Below are 21,287 nucleotides of genomic sequence, written 5' to 3'. Positions count from 1 at the left end.
ACTAAAATCTAAAATGAGAAAAAGCCTTATTAGCTTCAACAATTTTATGAATATTATCTCTTTTTTTTATAGCCATACCTTCTTCATTAAACGCATCTAAAATCTCACAGGCTAATTTAAATGCCATACTTTTTTCATTTCGTAATGATGCACATTTAATTATCAATTTTATGGCTTTAGTTATTTTCATATGTGACGATATAGTAACAGGAATTTGAATATTTACTCCTCCAATGCGACGGCTTCTAACTTCTACATGAGGCATAACATTTTTTAATGCCTGTTTCCAAATATCTAAACCTGTTTTTTCTTCTGTTTTTTTATCCTCATCTATTTTTTTAATAGCATTATAAAATATATTAAAAGCTTTTATTTTTTTACCATCTTTAATAAGATGATTAACAAATCTAGTGACTAATGTATCACCATATTTGGGATCTGGTAAATAAGACTTTTTTAAAGCTTTAACTTTTCTCATTATTGTTTATTTTCATTAGAACTTTTTTTAGTACCATATTTACTTCTACTTTTCATACGACCAACAACTCCAGCAGCATCTCTACATCCACGTTCTACATGAGCACGTACTCCTGAAAGATCTCTAGCTATTTTTCCTCCTGCTACACATACAATTGAATGCTCTTGAAGATTATGACCTTCACCACGTATATAAGCAATTATTTCTTTTCCATTAGTTAAACGTACACGACAAACTTTACGCATAGCAGAATTAGGTTTTTTAGGAGTAGTAGTATATACACGTGTACATACACCTCTTTTTTGAGGACAAGAATTTAATATAGCTGATTTACTAGTTTTTTTAATTGAAATTCTTCCTTTTCTTATTAATTGTTGAATAGTGGGCATATTTATTTATTTAATTAAAGATTTATAAATATATTCAAAAGTAGATAGTAAAGAAGCTTTACCATTAATAATTGCTATATTATGCTCAAAATGAGCTGAAGGTTGTCTATCAAAAGTAGAAATTGTCCAACCATCTTTATCAAATTGTATTTGATCAGTACCCATATTAACCATTGGTTCTATAGCTAATACCATTCCTTCTTTTAAAAGATCACCATTACCTTTTTTACCATAATTAGGTATTTGAGGATTTTCATGTATTTTACGTCCTATACCATGTCCTACAAATTCTCTAACTATGCTATATCCATATTTTTCTACATTATTTTGAATAGCAAAACCAATATGTCCTATACTATGTCCTTTTTTACATTCTTTTATTCCTAAATATAAAGATTCTTTAGTTATTTGGAGTAATTTTTTTTTTTTTGAATTTATTTGACCTACTTCAAAAGTATATGCTTGATCTCCACAATATCCATTCATTTTTACACCACAATCTATAGATATAATATCTCCTTCATATAAATAAACATTTTTTTTAGGAATTCCATGTACTACTTGTTCATTAATAGATATGCAAATAGTATTAGGAAAATCATATAATCCTAAAAATGCTGAAATACCACCATTATCATAAATAAATTCTTTTGCTAATTTATCCAAATATAAAGTATTAATCCCAGGTTTTATTTCCTTTGCTAACATTCCAAGTGTTTTTGATGTTAATAACGCACTTATTCTAATAAGTTCAATTTCTTCTACAGAATAAACCATATAATTTTTTTTACGATTAATACTATTAAATTAATAATAATTAATATAAAAAAATGGATAAAAATTTAAAAATACCTCCTCAAGCATTAGAATTAGAAGAAATTGTTTTAGGTGCTATAATGATTGATCAAAAAGGATTATATAAAATTATTGATATATTATCTCCAGAAATGTTTTATAACACAAAACATAAAGAAATATATAGAGTTATACTACAACTTTTTCATAATTCTGAACCTATAGATTTATATACAATATCAAATAAACTTCGTCAATTAGGAAAAATAAAAATTATTGGAGATGAATATTATTTAATAAAACTTACCCAAAAAGTAGTTTCTTCCGCACATATTGAATATCATAGCAGTATTATAAAATACAAATTTATCTTAAGAAGTCTTATAAATATTTCTTATGAAATAATAGAAAAATCATACGATGAAACTACAGATATTTTTGAATTACTTGATTATGCTGAATCAAAATTTTTTGAAATTACTTATAATAATTTAAGTAAAAAAAAATTTGAACATGTACAATCAATTATTTTAGAATCTATAGATAAAATGAAAAAAATAGCATCACTTAATAATAATGGATTGAGTGGTATACCTTCTGGTTTTTCTAAAATAGATGATATTACTTCAGGTTGGCAAAATTCTGAATTAATTATATTTGCAGCACGTCCTGGAATGGGAAAAACAGCATTTATATTATCTATGGCTAATAATATTTCTGTATATAATAAAATACCTATAGCATTCTTTTCATTAGAAATGTCTTCTATACAATTAATTAATAGATTGATTGCATATCAAACTGATTTATCAATTAATAAATTAAAAAAAGCTAATTTATCTGATTTAGAATGGAAATTACTTAATCAAAAAATAAAAAAAATAGAACAATCTCCATTTTATATAGATGATACTCCAGCACTTTCAATATTCGATTTACGTTCTAAATCTCGTATTTTAGTCTCTCAATATGGTGTACGTCTTATTATGATTGATTATTTACAATTAATGACTTGTAATAAAAACACTATTAATCGTGAACAAGAAATATCAATAATTTCTAGAAGTTTAAAATCTATTGCTAAAGAACTTAATATACCTATAATAGCTATATCTCAATTATCTCGTGCCGTAGAATCTAGGGGAGGAAATAAACGTCCATTATTATCTGATTTACGAGAATCAGGTGCAATTGAGCAAGATGCTGATATTGTTTCTTTTATTTATAGACCTGAATATTATGGTTTTAATACTGATACTTGCAAAGATCAAGCTGAAATAATTATTGCTAAACATCGTAATGGAAAATTAGATAATATTCGTTTACGTTTTATTAAAAATAAAGCCCAATTTTTAAATGACTAAATAAATACATAAATACATTTATGTATTTATTTAGTATTTATTTATTTATTTATTTAACTTCTTCAAAATCAACATCTTGTACATTTTCATTTTTTTTAGAATCAGTTTTTTTTGAAGAATCATTTGTTTCAGCTTGTTGAGCTTGTTGAGCTTGTTGAGCTTGTTGAGCTTGTTGAGCTTGTTGAGCTTGTTGAGCTTCATAAATTTCTTTAGAAGCAGCTGAAAAAGCTTCGTTTACTTCTTTTGTAGCTTCATCTATCATAGATAAATTTTTATCATTATATGCAGATTTAAGTTTTTTTATTGATTCTTCAATATTTTTTTTATTATTTTCTGAAATTTTATCTCCATATTCTTTTAATTGTTTTTCACTATTAAATATTAAACTATCAGCAGAATTTAATTTTTCAACTTCTTCTTTTATTTTTTTATCTTTTTCAGCATTTTCCTTTGCTTCTAGTTTCATTTTTTCAATTTCTTCTTTACTTAACCCTGATGAAGCTTCTATACGAATAGATTGCTCTTTTCCTGTAGCTTTATCTTTAGCATAAACATTTAAAATACCATTAGCATCAATATCAAAAGTAACCTCAATTTGAGGAGTACCTCTTGGAGCAGGTGGAATATCCACTAAGTCAAAACGTCCAATTTCTTTATTATCATTGAACATAGAACGTTCACCTTGTCCTACACGTATAGTAACAGCTGGTTGATTATCTGTAGCAGTAGAAAATATTTCTGATTTTTTTGTAGGAATAGTTGTATTAGATTCTATTAATTTAGTAAAAACTCCTCCTAAAGTTTCTATTCCTAAAGATAATGGAGTGACATCTAATAAAAGAACATCTTTTACATCACCAGTTAATACACCTCCTTGAATAGCAGCACCAATAGCTACCACTTCATCAGGATTTACTCCTTTAGATGGTTGTTTACCAAAAAAAATTTCTACTTCTTTTTGTATTTTAGGTATACGTGTCGAGCCACCTACTAAAATTACTTCATCAATATCTTTAGCTTTTAATCCTGCCGCATCTAGAGCTTTTTTGCAAGGTTCCATAGAACGATTAATTAATTTTTCAGAAAGTTGTTCAAATTTAGCTCTTGTAAGTGTTTGTATTAAATGTTTAGGACCAGAAGCTGTAGCAGTTATATAAGGTAAATTAATTTCAGTTTGCATACTTGAAGATAGTTCAATTTTCGCCTTTTCTGCAGCTTCTTTTAAACGTTGATGTGCAATAGGATCTTTACGAAGATCTATACCTTCTTGATTTTTAAATGTCATAGACAACCAATTAATAATAACACTATCAAAATCATCACCTCCTAAATGTGTATCTCCATTAGTTGAAAGAACTTCAAAGACACCATCAGCTAATTCTAATATTGAAATATCAAAAGTTCCTCCTCCCAAATCATATACCACTATTTTTTTAGATTCTTTATGTTTATCTATACCATAAGCTAATGCAGCTGCAGTAGGTTCATTAATAATACGTTCAACTTTTAATCCAGCTATTTCTCCAGCTTCTTTAGTTGCTTGTCGTTGGGAATCATTAAAATATGCTGGAACAGTAATTACTGCTCTACTTACTTCATGTCCTATATAATCTTCTGCTGTTTTTTTCATTTTTTGAAGTATCATAGCTGATATTTCTTGAGGAGAATATAATTTGCCATCAATACTTACTCTAGGAGTATTATTACTACCTTTTATTACTTTATAAGGAACATTTTTAATTTCTTCAGTAACTTCAGAAAATTTTCTTCCCATAAAACGTTTTATAGAAAAAATTGTTTTTGAAGGATTAGTAACAGCTTGACGTTTAGCTGGATCACCAATTTTTATTTCACCACCTTCTACAAAAGCCACGGTAGAAGGTGTAGTTCTCTTTCCTTCTGAATTAGGTATAACAGTGGGATCCTTTCCCTCTATTATAGCAACACACGAATTAGTAGTACCTAAATCTATACCTATAATTTTACTCATATTATTTTATTATTAATTAATAATTAATTTTCAATCATCATGCCCAATCATCATGCAATTAAAAAATTATTTATATAATAACAAAAATAATAACATAAGAATATACAAATTGGTAAAAAAAATATTTTTTTTTAAAATTATTAATAAATTATTAATAATTATTAATGACAAAAAGTCATTTAAATAAAAGTCATTTAAATAACAAAATCACAAATATTATTTTATTAATAAAGTCACATAATATATTTATATATATATATATATAATTATTATATATAATTATTATTTATATAATTATTATTTATATAATTATTATATATAATTATTATTTATTTATATAATTATTATTTATATAATTATTATTTATATAATTATTATATATAATTATTATATATTTATATATATATAATTATTATATAATTATTATTTATATAATTATTATATATAATTATTATATATTTATATATATATAATTATTATATATAATTATTATTTATATAATTATTATATATAATTATTATATATTTATATATATATATATATATATATTTATATAACATATAATATTAAAATATTTTATAATATAAATATATTATATATATAATTATATATAATATATTTATATATATAATAATATATTATATATAATTAATATATAATATATTTATATTATTTATTTATATAAATAAATATTATATATATATATAATAAAAATATTATATATATATATAATATTTATTATTAATGATAATATATATAATTATAATAATATTATATATAATAATATTATATATATAATGAATACTTTAAGTTTTAAAACTATTTCAAATAATAAATCAATTAAAAAAGAATGGTTTATTATAGATGCTACGGATAAAATTCTAGGGAGATTATCTTCAAAAATTGCTATTTTAATAAGAGGAAAACATAAACCATATTTTATTAATAATGTTAATATAGGAGACAATATTATTGTTATAAATGTTGATAAAATTAAACTAACTGGAAAAAAATGGAATAATAAAACATATATTACTTATACAGGATATCCTGGAGGAAAAAAAATAATTCTTTTTAAAGAATTATTCAAAAGAAATCCTAAAAAAATTTTGGAAAAATCAATAAAAGGTATGTTACCTAAAAATAGGTTAAGAAAACAATTTCTTAAAAATTTATATATATATGTAGGATCAAAACACAATCATGATGCTCAAAAACCTAAAATTTTATTATAATTAAATGGAAGAAAAAAATATTATATATCATGCAATAGGAAGAAGAAAATGTTCTGTGGCTAGAATTTACTTGAAAGAAGGACATGGAGATATTAAAATTAATAAACGTTCTTATAAAGAATATTTAAAACATTATTTACTTTTTGACAAAATTTTAAAATCTATTATATTAACTAATAACCAAAATAAATATGATATATTAATTACAGTATTTGGTGGTGGATTTAATAGTCAAGCAGAAGCTATTTCATTAGCTATTTCACGTGCACTTTGTAAAGTAAATTTAGAAAATAGATCTATTTTAAAACCTAAAGGATTATTAACACGTGATTCACGAATTATAGAAAGAAAAAAATATGGTAGAAAAAAAGCACGTAAAAAATTCCAATTTTCAAAACGTTAAAATTTAATAAATAGTGATACCAGAAATAAATATTCAAGAATTATTAAAAGCAAGAGTTCATTTTGGACATTTAACTGAAAAATGGAATCCACATATGAAACCTTATATTTTTTTTGAAAAAAGAGGAATTCATATAATAGATTTATTTAAAACACGTAAAAATATGATAGAATTTTGGGATCCCTTAAAAAGGATTGCATCTTCTGGAAAAAAAATATTATTTGTTTGTACAAAACAACAAGGAAAAAATATAATATCTAATTATGCTAAAAAAGTAGGAATGCCTTATATAACAGAACGTTGGTTGGGAGGGATATTAACAAATATATATACTATACGTAAATCTGTTACAAAAATGAATACTATTGATCGTAATAAAAAGGAAGGTATTTATGATAAACTTTCTAAAAAAGAACAACTTCTTATAGAAAGATTACAATTAAAATTAAATCGTACATTTGGAACTATTGCTAATATGAATAATCTACCTTCTGCTATTATTATAGTAGATATACGTAAAGAACATATAGCGGTAAAAGAAGCAAAAAAACTTAATATTCCAATATTTGCAATGGTAGATACTAATTCAAATCCTAAAGATGTTGATTATCCTATACCTGCCAATGATGATTCTTCTAAATCAATTGAATTTATTATATCATTTTTAACTAAAGCTATTAATGAAGGTATTTCCATTAATAAATCTTAAATATTTTTTTTTATGTATAAAATATCAATTGATGATATTAGTAAATTAAGACAAATTACTGGCTCTGGCATAATGAATTGTAAGAAAGCATTAGAACAAACAAAAGGTAATTTGAATCAAGCTATAAAACTGTTAAGAACAAAGGGACAAGAATTTATAATAAATAAAAAGAAAATTACTAATCAAGGATTAGTAATTGCTAAAGTTAATCATAATCGTAAAAAAGGCGTAATTATTGCTTTAAATTCAGAAACAGATTTTGCATCTAGGAATAAAAAATTTACCAATTTAATAAATGAAATAGCAGAATTAGCAATTATTTACAATTGCAATTCTAAAGAAGAATTAATGTTAAAAAAATTTGATGATGGATTAAATGTTATAGAAAAAATAACAGAATTAGCAGGCATAATTAAAGAAAAATTGGTATTAACATATGAACAATTAGAAGCTCCATTTATTTCATATTATACACATCAAAATAGAATTGCTGCTTTAGTAGGATTTTATGCAAAAATTAAAAATTGTGAAGATATATATAAAAATGTCGCTATGCAAGTTGTGGCTATGAATCCTATATTTTTAAATGAAAAAACTGTTGATAAATCAACAATTGAAAAAGAAATAAAAGAAAAATTAAATGAAGAAAAAAATAACCATAATATTATTATAAATAATTTTTTTTCAGAAAAAGTACTTACTCATCAACCTTTTATTAAAAATAATAATATATCTTTAATAGAATATATTAAAAACATTAATTCAAATATTGAAATTATTAATTTTAAAAGAGTATCTATATAAATAAATAAATAATGTTATTTAATCCTAATACATATATTGTTTTATTTATGTTAATTTTTTTTGAAATTGTTTTAGGAATAGATAATTTATTATTTTTATCAATAATTTCGAATAAATTACCTAAAAATAAACAAAATTTAGCCCGAATAATAGGTTTAAGTTTAGCTATGTTATTCAGATTAATACTTCTTTTACTTATTACTTGTATTTTACATTTAAAACAAACATTAATTAGTTTTGATATAGGTTTTATAAAAGGTGAATTTTCATTTAAAAACCTAATTTTATTATTAGGAGGATTTTTTTTACTTTATAAAAGTATTTACGAAATTTATAATTTTACAAAAATTAAAAAAAATAATATACAAATATCTAATTCTAATTTATTTAATACAATTTCACAAATTGTATTTATTGATATTGTATTTTCCTTAGATAGCATATTAACAGCTATAGGTATAGTTAATTTTAAAGGATTGGGTTATATTAATGGTATTTTTTTAATTATGATAGCAATAATAATAACAATTGCAATAATGCTTATGTTTTCATCTTATCTTAGTAAGATAATAAATAATCATCCTTCTATACAAATTTTAGTATTATCTTTTTTATTATTAATTGGATTAATGTTAATAACAGAAGCTGCTAAAATAGGAAATTTTAGAATTTTTGATAATTATATAGAAACTATACCTAAAAATTGGTTTTATATAACAATAATATTTGCATTATTAATTGAAATATTCAATATAAACATGAAAAAAAAAAATTAATATTTTAATAATGCCAGTTTTATTAAAGCAATTTCTGCATCTAATCTAGAATTGTGGCTTTTTTTACAATTATATTCTGCATTTTTACATATTTCAATAGCATTAATTAAAAAATTTTTATTTATTTGGTGTGCTTGTTTTAAATAATCTTCTTTCATATTTTCATTTTCTAATAATTTAATAGTTATTGAATCTTTAGATATAAAAAGTTCTCTAAAATGATCAGCTAAACCATTAAGAAATAAATCAATATAAAATCCACGTTCTAAAATTTTAGAAAATAATAATAAAGTTCTTGAACTATCGTTTTTTATAATAAAATCAGTTATATTAAAATAATATTCATTATCTAGTATACCTAATTGATCTTCAACAGTTTTTTTAACTAAAATATTACCTGAATATGAAACTAATCTATCAAAAATAGAAAGTGCATCCCTAATAGAACCATTAGCATGTTTTGCAATCATAAATAAAATGTAATCAGTAACTTTAATTCCTTCTTTTTTTGAAATTGATTTTAAATATAATTGAATATCTACTGTAGATATACGTTTAAATTCATATACTTGACAACGAGAAATTATAGTAGGCAAAATTTTGTACTTTTCTGTTGTAGCTAATATAAATATTATATGTGATGGTGGTTCTTCTAAAGTTTTTAGAAAAGCATTAAAAGCCGATTGAGAAAGCATATGAACTTCATCAATAATATATATTTTATACTTTCCTTTTTGTGGATGGAAATATATTTTATCAATGATATTACGAATATCTTCTATTGAATTATTAGAAGCTGCATCTAATTCTATTATATTTAAATTATAATCTTCTAATGGTTCATTAATTTTTTTAGCCACAATACGTGCACAAGTAGTTTTTCCCACTCCTGGAGGTCCACAAAATAATAAAGCTTTTGCTAATCTTTTTTTATTAATTGCTTTTTTTAAAGTTTCTGTAATAATTTCTTGTCCTATAACATATTCAAATTCTGTAGGACGATATTTTATTGATGAAATCATATTTATAATAAAGACTTAATATTTTCCATTGCTTCTTTTAAAGAATTAGCATAATAAATATTTTTTAATAAATTTTTATTAATCATATTTATTGCTAATTCATAATTAGTACCATTAAAACGAATAACTATTGGTTTTAATATTTTATTTTTTTTACAAGCATTAATAATACCTAGTGATACTATATCACAACGTACAATTCCACCAAAAATATTAACAAATATTATTTTTACATTTTTATCATTTAAAATAATATTAAAAGCTATTTCAATACATTTCTTATCAGCATTTCCACCAATATCTAAAAAATTAGCTGGATCACCTCCATATAATTTAATCATATCCATAGTTGCCATAGCCAAACCAGCACCATTAACTACACATGCAACATTACCTGTAAGTTTTATAAACTTTAATCCAAATTTAGAAGCTTCTACTTCAATGGGATTTTCTTCTTTAAGATCACGCATAGATAAATAATCATTATGACGAAATAATGCATTATCATCAATAATTATTTTAGCATCAACAGCAACAATATGATTATCTGAAGTTTTTAATAAAGGATTAATTTCCAAAAGAGTAGCATCAGATTTAATATATGCTCTATATAAAGAATATAGAAATTCTATGAATTCATTAAAAGATTGTCCATTTAATTTTAAATTAAATGCAATTTTTCTAGCTTGAAAAGATTGAAGTCCATATGAATCTATTTCTTCATATAATATTTTATTAGGATTATTTTTAGCTATATGCTCAATATCTATTCCACCTTCATTTGAATATATAATAATATTTTTGTTTTTGATTCTATCAAATAATATAGATATATAATATTCTTTTATTTCATATTTACCTTCATAATAAATATCTTCTGCAATCATAACTTTATTAACTAATTTTCCTTCTTTAGTAGTTTGTGGAGTAATTAAATGCCTTCCTAATATTTTAGATACTTTTTCTTTAACTTCTTTTAAAGATTTTGCTATTTTTATACCTCCACCTATTCCTCTTCCTCCAGCGTGAATTTGAGCTTTTATAATAAAACATTTAGTATCTGTTTCTTTATGTAATTTTTTAGCTAATTCTATTGAATTTTCTATATCATCAACTATAACATAACGAGGTACTTTGATTCCAAAAGATTTTAATATTTCCTTACTTTGATATTCATGTAAATTCATATAATCATATTATTTATAATAATTAATAATATAAAAGAAGATTTTATATATTTATTTAAATTATTTATAATTTTTTATGCTAAAACATATAACTAAACAACCTTTAATAAAAAAAAAGAATCCACCATTATTTCTATTATTACATGGATATGGTGGAAATGAAAATGATTTTTTTTCTTTGACAAAAGAATTACCACAATATTTTTTTTTTATTAGTTTACGTGCATTCCATAATTTGAATGATATCGGTTTTTGTTGGTATAATATTTATAATGATATAAAAATATATAATACTTCACAAGCTATTAAATCAATTAAAGAAATAATTAAATTTATTCATGACTCTATATTATTTTATAATTTAAATAAAAATAACATATGGTTATGTGGATTTAGTCAAGGAGCTATTTTAAGTTATGCTATTGCCTTACATTATCCTGAAATAATAAAAAAAATAATCATATTAAGTGGATTTCCTGATACAAATTTATTACCTAATACAAAAAAAGAAAATTATAAAACATTAGATTTTTTTATTTCTCATGGAAAAAATGATTCTATAATACCTATAGAATGGGCAAAACAAGGTCCTATAATATTAGACAATTATAATATTAATTATTATTATAGAGAATATGAAGCAGAACATAATTTGAATTATGATAATTATTATGATTTAACTAAATGGGTAAAAGAAAAATATGAATAAATATATCAAATTATATATATCATTAATAATTTTAATTATTGCTATATATAGTTTTTTTATTATAAAAACAACTATAATTAGTATATTATTACTTTTATTAAGTTCGATTTTTATTTTTTTATTTTTCCAAAATGAGTTTCTTTTATTAGCCTTTTTTAAACTAAAAGAAAAAGATATAGAAAATGCAAAAAAATGGTTACGTTTTATTAAAAATCCTGATTTACAACTTACAAAAAATCAAAAAGCATATTTTTATTTTTTAAATGGATTAATTTATTCAAATATAAATTTTGATAAATCAGAATATTTTATGCAAAAAGCTCTATCAATTGGACTTTATTTTAAACACAATATAGCAATAGCCCAATTAAATATAGCTATAGCATCTATAATAAAAGGAAACAAAAATTATGCATCTAATTTATTATTAGAGGTGAAAAAAAATGATAAACATGGATTATTAAATAAAGAAATAGAAATAGTAAAAAAAATGATTAAACAATATAAATACTATAATAGATAGTATGTTTAAAATATATAAAGAATTAAATTTCGAAAAAATTATTAATAATATAATAGATTTTTGGATTAAAAAAAATATTTTTGAAAAAAGTATTTCATCTAGAAAATCTTCATCTGCTTATATTTTTTATGAAGGTCCTCCATCTGCTAATGGCAAACCAGGTATTCACCATGTTATGGGAAGAACTATTAAAGATATTTTTTGTAGATTTTTCACTTTAAAAGGTAAACAAGTAAAACGTAAAGCTGGTTGGGATACTCATGGATTGCCTATAGAACTTAATGTAGAATATAAATTAGGTATAAATAAAGAAGATATTGGCAATAAAATTAGCATAAAAGAATATAATAATATTTGTAAATCATCAGTAATGCGTTATACAAATGTTTGGAATGAACTAACTAAAAAATTAGGTTATTGGATAGATCTTAAAAATCCATATATAACATATGAAACTAAATATATAGAAAGTATTTGGTGGTCTATAAAAGAATTATATAAAAAAAAATTGTTATATAAAGATTATACAATTCAACCATATTCTCCTTCAGCAGGTACTAGTTTAAGTTCACATGAATTAAATATGCCAGGTGCTTATAAGAATATAACAGATCTAACAATAACTGTTCAATTCAAAGCTATCAAAGAAAGTCTTCCTATTGAATTTCAATCAATTAAAGGAGATATTTATTTTTTAGTTTGGACTACTACACCATGGACTATACCATCTAATACTGCTTTAGCTATAAATAAGTACATTGATTATCAATTAATATCTACTTATAATCCTAAAATTAATATTATTTTAGCTAAACAATTAGTAGAAAAAAATTTAAATATACCTTATTTTACTTTACTAGAATTTAAAGGTAATAAAATAATAGGTAGTAGGTATGAACAATTATTAAATTGGGCTTTACCATATAAAGATGTAGAAAATGCATTTCAAATTATTCATGGAGATTTTATAAAGACCAATGAAGGAACTGGTATTGTACATATTGCACCAACATTTGGTTTGGATGATGCTTTAATCGCTAAAAAATATGGAATTCCACCTATGTTAATAATAAATGAAAAAAAAGAAATTGTTCCTTTAGTAGATTTACAAGGTAGATTTTTAAAATCTATAAAAAACAATTTCGCTGGAAGATACGTTAAAAATGAATATTATAGAAATAATAATGAAATACCTAAAAATTCAGTAGATGAAGATATTGCTATTCTTTTGAAAAAAAATAATAAAGCGTTTAAAATAGAAAAATATACTCATGCTTATCCACATTGTTGGCGTACAGAAAAACCAATTTTATATTATCCATTAGATTCTTGGATAATTAAAACTACAAATCTAAAAAATAGATTGGTTGAATTAAATAAAATGATTAATTGGACTCCCAAAGTAACTGGAGAAAAACGATTTAATAATTGGTTAAAAAATATTAATGATTGGAATCTATCTCGTTCTAGATATTGGGGAATACCATTACCAATATGGAAATCTAATAATAATGAACTCCTAATTATAGGATCTATAGAAGAATTAATTATGGAAATAAAAAAATCTATTAAAAAAGGATTTATGAAAGAAAATCCTTTTAAAGATTTTGTAATAGGAAATATGAGTAATGAAAATTATAATAAAATAGATTTGCATAAACAGATTGTAGATCAAATTATATTAGTATCTGATTCTGGAAGTATTATGAAAAGAGAACCTGATTTAATAGATGTATGGTTTGATTCTGGAGCTATGCCATATGCACAATGGCATTATCCATTTGAAAATAAAAATTTTATTGATAATAAAAAATATTTTCCTGCTGATCTTGTTGCAGAAGGTGTAGATCAAACACGTGGTTGGTTTTATACACTTCATGCTATATCATGTATGTTATTCGATTCAATCGCATATAAAAATGTTATATCTAATGGAATAGTTTTAGATAAAAAAGGACATAAAATGTCTAAAAGCAAAGGCAATACAATAAATCCTTTCGAAATTTTAGATAATTTTGGAGCCGATACAGTTCGTTGGTATATGATATCTAATACTCAACCTGGTGAAAATTTAAAATTTGATATCGAAGGTATTGAAGAAATAAAACGAAAATTTTTTGGTACACTTTATAATACATATATTTTTTTTGCAGTATATGCTAATATTGACGGATTTAAATATCAAGAAAAATATATTAATATAAATGATAGACCAGAAATTGATTGTTGGATACTTTCAGAATTAAATTCTTTAATAAAAAAAGTTGACTATTATTATACTAATTATAATCCTACTTTAGCAGCGAGATCAATAATGAACTTTGTAATAGATAATTTAAGTAATTGGTATATACGTTTATGTCGTCGTCGTTTTTGGAAAACTAATTATTCAATAGATAAAATTTCAGCATATCAAACACTTTATGAATGTTTGTTAACTATATCTAAAATTGCTTCACCAATTGCTCCTTTTTTTATGGAAAATCTTTATAAAGATTTAAATGATACAACAAAAAAAGAACTTTTTGAAAGTGTTCATTTATCTTATTTTCCAAAATATAATGATAATATTATAAATGAAGAATTAGAATATAGAATGCATTTAACTAAAAAAGTCACTTCAATGGCATTTTCTTTAAGAAAGAAAGGAAAAATAAAAGTAAGACAACCTTTACAAGAATTATTAATTATCACAAATGATAAAAAAAAGTTACAATCAACATTATCTATAATTAAACAAGAGGTTAATGTTAAAAACATATATTTTTTAGATCAAAATGAAAATTCAAATTCTTTAATTAAAAAAATTAAACCTAATTTTAAACTTTTAGGATCAAGATTAAAAGAAAAATTAAAATTAGTTATTAATGCTATAAATAATTTTACTCAAAAAGATATATTAAAAATAGAACAAGAAGGAAAATATATACTTGATATTCAAGGTGAAAAAATTATTCTTCTAAAAGAAGAATTTGAAATTTATACTTGTGGCATAAATGATTGGTTAGTTATTTCTGAAAAAGATTTAACTTTAAGTTTAAATACACATATTACAGAAAGTCTTAAAAAAGAAGGGTTAATTAGAGATTTTATTAGTTTAATACAAAAATTAAGAAAAAAAAATAAATTAGAAGTAACTGATAAAATATTAATTTTTTTAAAATGTGAATCACAATTATTTTATAATATAATTATAGAACATCAAAATTATATTTGTGAAGAAACTATGGCATTAAATTTATCATTTCAAAATTTTAATAATATTAATAAAATAATTAATTTAGCAGGTTATCATATATATATTTATATTAAAAAATATGACAATAAATAAAAAAATTGGTTATTCAATAAAAGAAAGAGAAGAATTTGAAAAATTAATTTTAGATAAACTTGAAAAAGCAAAAAAAGATTTATCATTTTTAAAAGAATCATTTGTAAATGATCAAAATAATGGTACTGATGATACATCTCCTACATTTAAAGTTTTTGAAGAAGGAGCAGAAACTTTAAGCAAAGAACAAAATGCACAATTAATATCACATATACAAAAACTTATTACTAATTTAGAAAATGCTTTACTTAGAGTCAAAAGACCAGATTATGGAATTTGTAGTATAACAGGAAATATTATACCTAAAGAACGTTTAATAGCTATACCTTATACAACTTTAAGTATTGAAGGTAAACAAATGATTGAAGGAAAAAAATTTTGAAAAAATTTATATTAATTACATTAATTATAATTTTAATAGATCAAAGTTTAAAAATATATGTAAAAACCCATTTAAAATTAGGTGATAACATATATATATTTCCATGGTTAAAAATTTTTTTTATAGAAAATCCAGGAATGGCTTATGGTTATAATTTGGGAGGATATATAGGAAAAATAATTTTAAATATTATTCGTTTAATATTTATTAGTATTTATTTATTGAATATAAAAAAAATTACAAAATTTAAAAAAAAATTAATAATTCCAATTAGTTTAATATTGGCAGGAGCTATAGGAAATACTATTGATTCTACTTTATATGGTTTAATATTTAATACTGGCACTATATATGATCCAATATGTAATAAATGGATAGGTTATACAGGATTATCTAAATTGGCTACTCCTAGTTATAGTTATTCTTTTTTTATGGGAGGATGTGTTGTAGATATATTTAAATTAACATTAATTAATACATATATAAATATTCCATTTTTTGGTAGAAAACATTTTGAAATATTTAAACCTATTTTTAATGTAGCAGATTTGTCAATATTTATAGGAATAAATATTTTATTTTTTTTATTTTTTTTTAAAAAAAAATAAAAAAAATTATTTATTAATAAATATTAATTTATTTTTGTACTAAATACAATAAAATTATGTTCAAACTTCCTATTTTATCATATAAATATGATGCTTTAGAACCTTATATAGATTCTAGTACTATGGAAATACATCATACTAAACATCATGCATCATACACTTTAAATTTGAATAATGCTATCAAAGAATTAAATTTATGTGACCAATCAATAGAACAAATTTTAAAAAATAATATAGATAATACTGTTATTCGCAATAATGGAGGAGGGTATTATAATCATAATTTCTTCTGGAAGATTATTTCTCCCAATAATAAAAAAGACAACAAACCTTCAGATTCTTTAATTGTAGATATTAATAATAAATTCGGTTCTTTTGAAAATTTCAAAGAAATATTTTCTAATGTTGCTATAAAACATTTTGGGTCAGGATGGGCTTGGTTATATTTAAATATTAATAATGAATTAACAATTAATTCTACAATTAATCAAGATAATCCATTAATGTATGGTGAAGGAATACCTATAATGGCATTAGATGTATGGGAACATGCTTATTATCTTCGTTATCAAAATCGTCGCAATGAATATATAGAAGCATTTTGGAATGTTATTAATTGGGATGAGGTATCAAAAAATTTTGAAAATAATAAAAATTAAATTAAGGCACCGTGGCCGAGAGGTTAGGCATAGGTCTGCAAAACCTTATACAACGGTTCGAATCCGTTCGGTGCCTCTTATATCCTTTATATACAATTGTGTATAATTTTTACCTTTATAAGAAATTTCTTCTATTGTATAGACAATATCAAATGATCTATTATTTAAAACAATATCAATATATTTACCTAATCCAAAGCCAATTGCAATTAAACTTTTTTTTTGTCCTATATGATATACATTTAATTTTAAATGATTATTACCTATTACTTTAGCACCTCCTTTATCTAAAACTTCTTTTGATAAAAAGACTGGTTTTCCGTTGTCTTGACCAAAAGGAGAAAATTGTTTTAAAATACGTAATAATTTTGGGGTTATATCATTTAGGGATATGCAATAATCAATTGTTAGACTAGGATAACGTTGTTTTTCATTAATACTATTTTTTACTATATTTTCAAATATAGACTTAAAAATAGGAAAAACTGAATAATCTATAGTAATACCTGCAGCATATTTATGTCCTCCGAAATAGTCTATATATTTTGAACATTTTTTAATAGCATTATAAATATCAAATCCAATAACAGAACGCGCTGAAGCTACTAATTTTTTGCCATTATTTGTTGCTGTAAATATTAATGTAGGACGATAATATTTTTCAATAAGACGAGATGCTACAATACCTAAAACTCCTTTATGCCAATTAGGTTTATAAACTATTGTAGTATATTTGTTTTCTTCTTTATGTAACTTAATAAGTTCTAAAGCTTCTTGAGTGACCATACTATCAATATTTTTTCTTGAATTATTCAATTCAATAATTTCTTTATATAGTTTTTTTATTTCTTCTGTTTTTTTTGAAAGCAATAATTCAACAGCAATATTAGCATGTTTAATACGACCAGCAGCATTAATTTTAGGAGCTATTTTATAGACAATATCAGACATATCAATAGTATTTTTTATTTTTTTAACAATTATCCTAATACCTATAAAAGGATTTGTATTTAGTTTTTTAAGACCATAAAATGATATTATACGATTTTCATTAATAACAGGTACAACGTCTGCAGCAATACTCAAAGTGACAAGATCTAAATATAGATAAACATTTTCTTTATTTATATTTAATATATTAGCTAATCCATGAATTAATTTAAAACCAATACCACATCCACTTAATTCTTTAAATGGATATTGACAATCATTATATTTTGGATTAAGCACTGCATAAGCATTTATATTTTTTATTTCAGGTAAATGATGATCACATATAATAAAATCAATTCCATGTTTTTTAGCATAATTTATTTCTGATAAATTATTAATTCCGCAATCTAATGCAATGATTAAAGTAATTTGTTTTGATAATGCAAAATTTATACCTTCATAAGAAATACCATATCCTTCTTTATATCTATCAGGTATATAATAATATATAAATGAATTTGATAATTTTTTTAAAAAATCATAAATCATTACAACTGAAGTAATACCATCTACATCATAATCACCATATATTAAAATATTTTCATTGTTTTTTATAGCCTTTAATATTCTATTAACAGCTTTATTCATATCTTTCATTAGAAAAGGATTATAAAGATATTCTAGTTTAGGACGAAAAAAATTTTTTGCTTCTTCAAAAGATTTTATATTTCTTTGTGCTAATAAAATTGCAATAATATGATTTACACCCAGATCTAATTTTAATTTACTTATAATTTCCTCCTTAGGAGTATCTTTATATATCCATTGCATTTTTTTTGTTTTTTAACACAATAACAAATTCTCCTTTTGGAATTTTATTATTAAAATAAATAGTCATTTCTTTAATAGTTCCTCTAATAATTTCTTGAAATTTTTTTGATAATTCTCTACAAATAGTTATTACTTGTTCTCCACCTAAAAATATTTGTAGATCACATAAAGTTTTTACCAGTCTATGAGGGGACTCATATAAAACAATAGTTTTATTTTCTTTTGAAATATATTTCAGTTTTTTTTTTCTTCTCTTTTTAGATGGTAAAAAACCCATAAATACAAATTCATTTATAGGAAAACCTGAATTTACTATAGCAGGAACAAATGCTGTTGCTCCTGGTAAACAATCTATTTCTATTTTATCTTTAATACAAGCTTTTATTAGTAAATAACCTGGATCAGATATACTAGGCGTACCAGCATTAGAAATTAATGATAATATTTTTCCATCTTTAAGTTTTTTTAAAATATCTGGAATAATTTTATGTTCATTAAATATATGATAAGTTTTAATAGGTTTATCAATATTATAATGATTTAATAATTTTTTAGAAAAAAAAATATTTTCAGCCAATATCAAATCTGATTCTTTAAGTATACGAATACTTCTAAAGCTAAAATCTTCAAAATTTCCTATAGGAGTTGGCACAATATATAACATTTATAAATAATTGTATTATTAATATAATAATATTATGGATAATAAATTATGGATTTCTAAAGGAATTAATAATTGTTTAATTATTAAGGATACTTATAATTTAAATTTAAAATCAATAAAAATTGCTGTAGATTTTATACAAATATACAAAAATTATAAAAAAACACTTATTATTTACGATTTTATAATAAATACTACTATTATTGAAAATTTAAAATTTAAAATCAATAGATTAATTATAATAGGAACAAAAATTCCAATTATTAATATTAATAAAAACTTTTGTTATTATTATTTAAATACAAAAGATTTTATCAAAAAATTTCATTTTAAAAATGAAATAATACTTATAAAGGGTAATAATTTTGGAGTTGAACAAATAGTAGAATCTTTAGAAGAAAATTATAATATAACAGTATATGAAATTAATTTAAAATCATTGATTTTTAATTTAAACTACTTCAAAAAATATTATCTAAAAACCACAACTAAGATAATGGTAATGGTAAAATCTTTTTCTTATGGTAGTAGTAGTAATGGTGAAATTCCAATTTTTTTACAAAATCATGTTGATTATTTAGGTGTAGCATCTGTTAATGAAGGAATAAATTTGCGTAATTGTGGTATTACTATACCAATTATGGTTATGAATCCTGATTGCAGTAATTTTATAGCTATTATTAAATATAATCTTGAACCATCAATTTATAATTTTTATGTTTTAAAAAAATTTTTAATTGAGTTAAAAAAACATACTTTACATACTCCATATCCAATACATATAAAAATAGATACTGGTATGCATAGATTGGGTTTTTTAGAAGATGATATTATTATGTTAGGTAACATTTTATTAAATGAAAAAAAAATATTTGTTCAATCTATTTTTTCTCATTTAGCAGTTAGTGATAATAAAAAAGAAAGTAAATTTACTTTACAACAAATTAATAAATTCAATCGTATATATATACTATTAACAAATATCATAAAATATAATTCTATTAAACATATTTTAAATACTTCTGGTATTGTAAATTTTCCTAAAGCTCAATTTGATATGGTTAGATTAGGTTTAGGTATTTATGGAATAATATCTGAAAATAGTTTTTTATCAAAAAAATTAAGGGTTGTATGTGTGCTAAAAACTATTATTTCTCAAATAAAAAAAGTTTCTGTAGGATCAACAATAGGATATGGACTAAAATATAAGGTTAAAAAAAATATAATAATAGCTATTATACCTATAGGATATGCAGATATTAAATTAGGATTATATGGATATATTATGATAGATAATCATAAAGCATTTATTATAACTATTTGTATGGATATGCTTATTGTAGATATTACTTATATTAATTGTAAGGAAGGTGATGAAGTTATTATTTTTGGTAAAAAACCTAATGTAATGGAATTAGCTAAAATGTACAACACAATACCATATCAAATATTCACTTCTATTTCTTTTAGAGTTAAACGTATTTATTTATATTAA

At 22.2% G+C, this 21,287-nt stretch carries 21 protein-coding genes and 1 tRNA gene; 14 read left to right on the top strand and 8 right to left on the bottom strand.

What is annotated here, in order from left to right:
* Position 1: 1 nt before the first annotated feature.
* Genes rpsG through map form a run of 3 tightly spaced genes read right to left on the bottom strand, consistent with a single transcriptional unit; the run spans position 2 to position 1,644 of the window.
* The gene (gene rpsG, locus NHG04_01495; protein ID WGH27317.1) at positions 2 to 478 is read right to left on the bottom strand and encodes a 30S ribosomal protein S7; all 477 of its coding nucleotides are present in this window, start codon (positions 476 to 478) and stop codon (positions 2 to 4) included.
* Positions 478 to 867 carry a 30S ribosomal protein S12 gene (gene rpsL, locus NHG04_01490; protein ID WGH27316.1) on the bottom strand — a complete coding sequence of 130 codons (390 nt, stop codon included), beginning with the start codon at positions 865 to 867 and terminating at the stop codon, positions 478 to 480. Before rpsL ends, rpsG begins: the two co-directional genes overlap by 1 nt.
* A gap of 6 nt (positions 868 to 873) precedes the next feature.
* Entirely contained in the window at positions 874 to 1,644 is a 771-nt protein-coding gene (gene map / locus NHG04_01485; protein ID WGH27315.1) for a type I methionyl aminopeptidase, read from the bottom strand.
* 53 nt (positions 1,645 to 1,697) lie between these two features.
* Here map and dnaB point away from each other — a divergent pair, with 53 nt between their 5' ends.
* Entirely contained in the window at positions 1,698 to 3,026 is a 1,329-nt protein-coding gene (dnaB, locus tag NHG04_01480; protein ID WGH27314.1) for a replicative DNA helicase, read from the top strand.
* Positions 3,027 to 3,075: 49 nt separating this feature from the next.
* Here the strand turns inward: dnaB and dnaK are convergent, their stop codons facing one another.
* Positions 3,076 to 5,016 (bottom strand): molecular chaperone DnaK, encoded by a 1,941-nt coding sequence (gene dnaK / locus NHG04_01475; protein ID WGH27313.1) that lies wholly within the window; start codon positions 5,014 to 5,016, stop codon positions 3,076 to 3,078.
* 797 nt (positions 5,017 to 5,813) lie between these two features.
* On the opposite strand from dnaK, the gene rplM reads away from it, so the two are divergent.
* From rplM to NHG04_01450, 5 genes are read left to right on the top strand one after another with little or no spacing between them, the layout of a single operon-like run.
* Positions 5,814 to 6,251 (top strand): 50S ribosomal protein L13, encoded by a 438-nt coding sequence (rplM, locus tag NHG04_01470; GenBank protein ID WGH27312.1) that lies wholly within the window; start codon positions 5,814 to 5,816, stop codon positions 6,249 to 6,251.
* Between the two features lie 4 nt (positions 6,252 to 6,255).
* Complete coding sequence (rpsI, locus tag NHG04_01465) at positions 6,256 to 6,654, top strand: 30S ribosomal protein S9 (GenBank protein ID WGH27311.1); 399 nt, start codon at positions 6,256 to 6,258, stop codon at positions 6,652 to 6,654.
* 13 nt (positions 6,655 to 6,667) lie between these two features.
* Positions 6,668 to 7,363 carry a 30S ribosomal protein S2 gene (gene rpsB, locus NHG04_01460; protein WGH27310.1) on the top strand — a complete coding sequence of 232 codons (696 nt, stop codon included), beginning with the start codon at positions 6,668 to 6,670 and terminating at the stop codon, positions 7,361 to 7,363.
* A 12-nt stretch (positions 7,364 to 7,375) separates the two neighbouring features.
* Positions 7,376 to 8,167 carry a translation elongation factor Ts gene (gene tsf, locus NHG04_01455; GenBank protein WGH27309.1) on the top strand — a complete coding sequence of 264 codons (792 nt, stop codon included), beginning with the start codon at positions 7,376 to 7,378 and terminating at the stop codon, positions 8,165 to 8,167.
* 11 nt (positions 8,168 to 8,178) lie between these two features.
* A complete protein-coding gene (locus NHG04_01450; protein ID WGH27308.1) occupies positions 8,179 to 8,943 on the top strand; it encodes a TerC family protein in 765 nt (254 codons plus the stop codon).
* On the opposite strand, the gene dnaX is transcribed toward NHG04_01450, so the two are convergent.
* Positions 8,940 to 9,965, bottom strand: a complete 1,026-nt coding sequence (dnaX, locus tag NHG04_01445) for a DNA polymerase III subunit gamma/tau (GenBank protein WGH27307.1) — start codon at positions 9,963 to 9,965, stop codon at positions 8,940 to 8,942. The genes NHG04_01450 and dnaX overlap by 4 nt on opposite strands.
* A gap of 2 nt (positions 9,966 to 9,967) precedes the next feature.
* Positions 9,968 to 11,152, bottom strand: coding sequence for an ADP-forming succinate--CoA ligase subunit beta (sucC, locus tag NHG04_01440; GenBank protein WGH27306.1), 1,185 nt, complete (start codon positions 11,150 to 11,152; stop codon positions 9,968 to 9,970).
* Positions 11,153 to 11,228: 76 nt separating this feature from the next.
* Between sucC and NHG04_01435 the strand changes: the two genes are divergently transcribed.
* The 7 genes from NHG04_01435 to NHG04_01405 all read left to right on the top strand — a co-directional run bounded on the left by NHG04_01435 (position 11,229) and on the right by NHG04_01405 (position 17,440).
* Complete coding sequence (locus NHG04_01435) at positions 11,229 to 11,861, top strand: phospholipase (protein ID WGH27305.1); 633 nt, start codon at positions 11,229 to 11,231, stop codon at positions 11,859 to 11,861.
* Positions 11,854 to 12,384 (top strand): hypothetical protein, encoded by a 531-nt coding sequence (locus NHG04_01430; protein WGH27304.1) that lies wholly within the window; start codon positions 11,854 to 11,856, stop codon positions 12,382 to 12,384. The genes NHG04_01435 and NHG04_01430 overlap by 8 nt, the downstream gene beginning before the upstream one ends.
* 1 nt (position 12,385) lies before the next feature.
* A complete protein-coding gene (gene ileS / locus NHG04_01425) occupies positions 12,386 to 15,715 on the top strand; it encodes an isoleucine--tRNA ligase (GenBank protein ID WGH27303.1) in 3,330 nt (1,109 codons plus the stop codon).
* Positions 15,702 to 16,097: a TraR/DksA C4-type zinc finger protein gene (locus tag NHG04_01420; protein WGH27302.1), complete on the top strand. Its 396-nt coding sequence runs from the start codon at positions 15,702 to 15,704 to the stop codon at positions 16,095 to 16,097. Before ileS ends, NHG04_01420 begins: the two co-directional genes overlap by 14 nt.
* Positions 16,094 to 16,705 carry a signal peptidase II gene (locus NHG04_01415; protein WGH27301.1) on the top strand — a complete coding sequence of 204 codons (612 nt, stop codon included), beginning with the start codon at positions 16,094 to 16,096 and terminating at the stop codon, positions 16,703 to 16,705. The genes NHG04_01420 and NHG04_01415 overlap by 4 nt, the downstream gene beginning before the upstream one ends.
* Positions 16,706 to 16,758: 53 nt before the next feature.
* On the top strand, positions 16,759 to 17,364 hold the full coding sequence (locus tag NHG04_01410) for a superoxide dismutase (GenBank protein WGH27547.1): 606 nt from the start codon (positions 16,759 to 16,761) through the stop codon (positions 17,362 to 17,364).
* A gap of 5 nt (positions 17,365 to 17,369) precedes the next feature.
* Positions 17,370 to 17,440, top strand: a tRNA-Cys gene (locus tag NHG04_01405).
* On the opposite strand, the gene recJ is transcribed toward NHG04_01405, so the two are convergent.
* On the bottom strand, positions 17,410 to 19,128 hold the full coding sequence (recJ, locus tag NHG04_01400) for a single-stranded-DNA-specific exonuclease RecJ (protein WGH27300.1): 1,719 nt from the start codon (positions 19,126 to 19,128) through the stop codon (positions 17,410 to 17,412). The two genes, NHG04_01405 and recJ, sit on opposite strands and share 31 nt — an antisense overlap.
* Positions 19,112 to 19,792 (bottom strand): 16S rRNA (cytidine(1402)-2'-O)-methyltransferase, encoded by a 681-nt coding sequence (rsmI, locus tag NHG04_01395; GenBank protein WGH27299.1) that lies wholly within the window; start codon positions 19,790 to 19,792, stop codon positions 19,112 to 19,114. Before rsmI ends, recJ begins: the two co-directional genes overlap by 17 nt.
* A gap of 34 nt (positions 19,793 to 19,826) precedes the next feature.
* Between rsmI and alr the strand changes: the two genes are divergently transcribed.
* Positions 19,827 to 21,287 (top strand): alanine racemase, encoded by a 1,461-nt coding sequence (gene alr, locus NHG04_01390; protein ID WGH27298.1) that lies wholly within the window; start codon positions 19,827 to 19,829, stop codon positions 21,285 to 21,287.

This window comes from Candidatus Bostrichicola ureolyticus, assembly GCA_029851125.1.
Classification (GTDB): Bacteria; Bacteroidota; Bacteroidia; order Flavobacteriales; family Blattabacteriaceae; genus Bostrichidicola; species Bostrichidicola ureolyticus.
This window is presented reverse-complemented; position numbering and strand designations above follow the sequence as displayed.

Excerpts from the sequence above, each read along its gene's own strand:
- rpsG (WGH27317.1), bottom strand. The coding sequence starts at position 478 with ATGAGAAAAGTTAAAGCTTTAAAAAAGTCTTATTTACCAGATCCCAAA.
- rpsL (WGH27316.1), bottom strand. The coding sequence starts at position 867 with ATGCCCACTATTCAACAATTAATAAGAAAAGGAAGAATTTCAATTAAA.
- map (WGH27315.1), bottom strand. The coding sequence starts at position 1,644 with ATGGTTTATTCTGTAGAAGAAATTGAACTTATTAGAATAAGTGCGTTA.
- dnaB (WGH27314.1), top strand. The coding sequence starts at position 1,698 with ATGGATAAAAATTTAAAAATACCTCCTCAAGCATTAGAATTAGAAGAA.
- dnaK (WGH27313.1), bottom strand. The coding sequence starts at position 5,016 with ATGAGTAAAATTATAGGTATAGATTTAGGTACTACTAATTCGTGTGTT.
- rplM (WGH27312.1), top strand. The coding sequence starts at position 5,814 with ATGAATACTTTAAGTTTTAAAACTATTTCAAATAATAAATCAATTAAA.
- rpsI (WGH27311.1), top strand. The coding sequence starts at position 6,256 with ATGGAAGAAAAAAATATTATATATCATGCAATAGGAAGAAGAAAATGT.
- tsf (WGH27309.1), top strand. The coding sequence starts at position 7,376 with ATGTATAAAATATCAATTGATGATATTAGTAAATTAAGACAAATTACT.
- NHG04_01450 (WGH27308.1), top strand. The coding sequence starts at position 8,179 with ATGTTATTTAATCCTAATACATATATTGTTTTATTTATGTTAATTTTT.
- dnaX (WGH27307.1), bottom strand. The coding sequence starts at position 9,965 with ATGATTTCATCAATAAAATATCGTCCTACAGAATTTGAATATGTTATA.
- sucC (WGH27306.1), bottom strand. The coding sequence starts at position 11,152 with ATGAATTTACATGAATATCAAAGTAAGGAAATATTAAAATCTTTTGGA.
- NHG04_01435 (WGH27305.1), top strand. The coding sequence starts at position 11,229 with ATGCTAAAACATATAACTAAACAACCTTTAATAAAAAAAAAGAATCCA.
- NHG04_01430 (WGH27304.1), top strand. The coding sequence starts at position 11,854 with ATGAATAAATATATCAAATTATATATATCATTAATAATTTTAATTATT.
- ileS (WGH27303.1), top strand. The coding sequence starts at position 12,386 with ATGTTTAAAATATATAAAGAATTAAATTTCGAAAAAATTATTAATAAT.
- NHG04_01420 (WGH27302.1), top strand. The coding sequence starts at position 15,702 with ATGACAATAAATAAAAAAATTGGTTATTCAATAAAAGAAAGAGAAGAA.
- recJ (WGH27300.1), bottom strand. The coding sequence starts at position 19,128 with ATGCAATGGATATATAAAGATACTCCTAAGGAGGAAATTATAAGTAAA.
- rsmI (WGH27299.1), bottom strand. The coding sequence starts at position 19,792 with ATGTTATATATTGTGCCAACTCCTATAGGAAATTTTGAAGATTTTAGC.
- alr (WGH27298.1), top strand. The coding sequence starts at position 19,827 with ATGGATAATAAATTATGGATTTCTAAAGGAATTAATAATTGTTTAATT.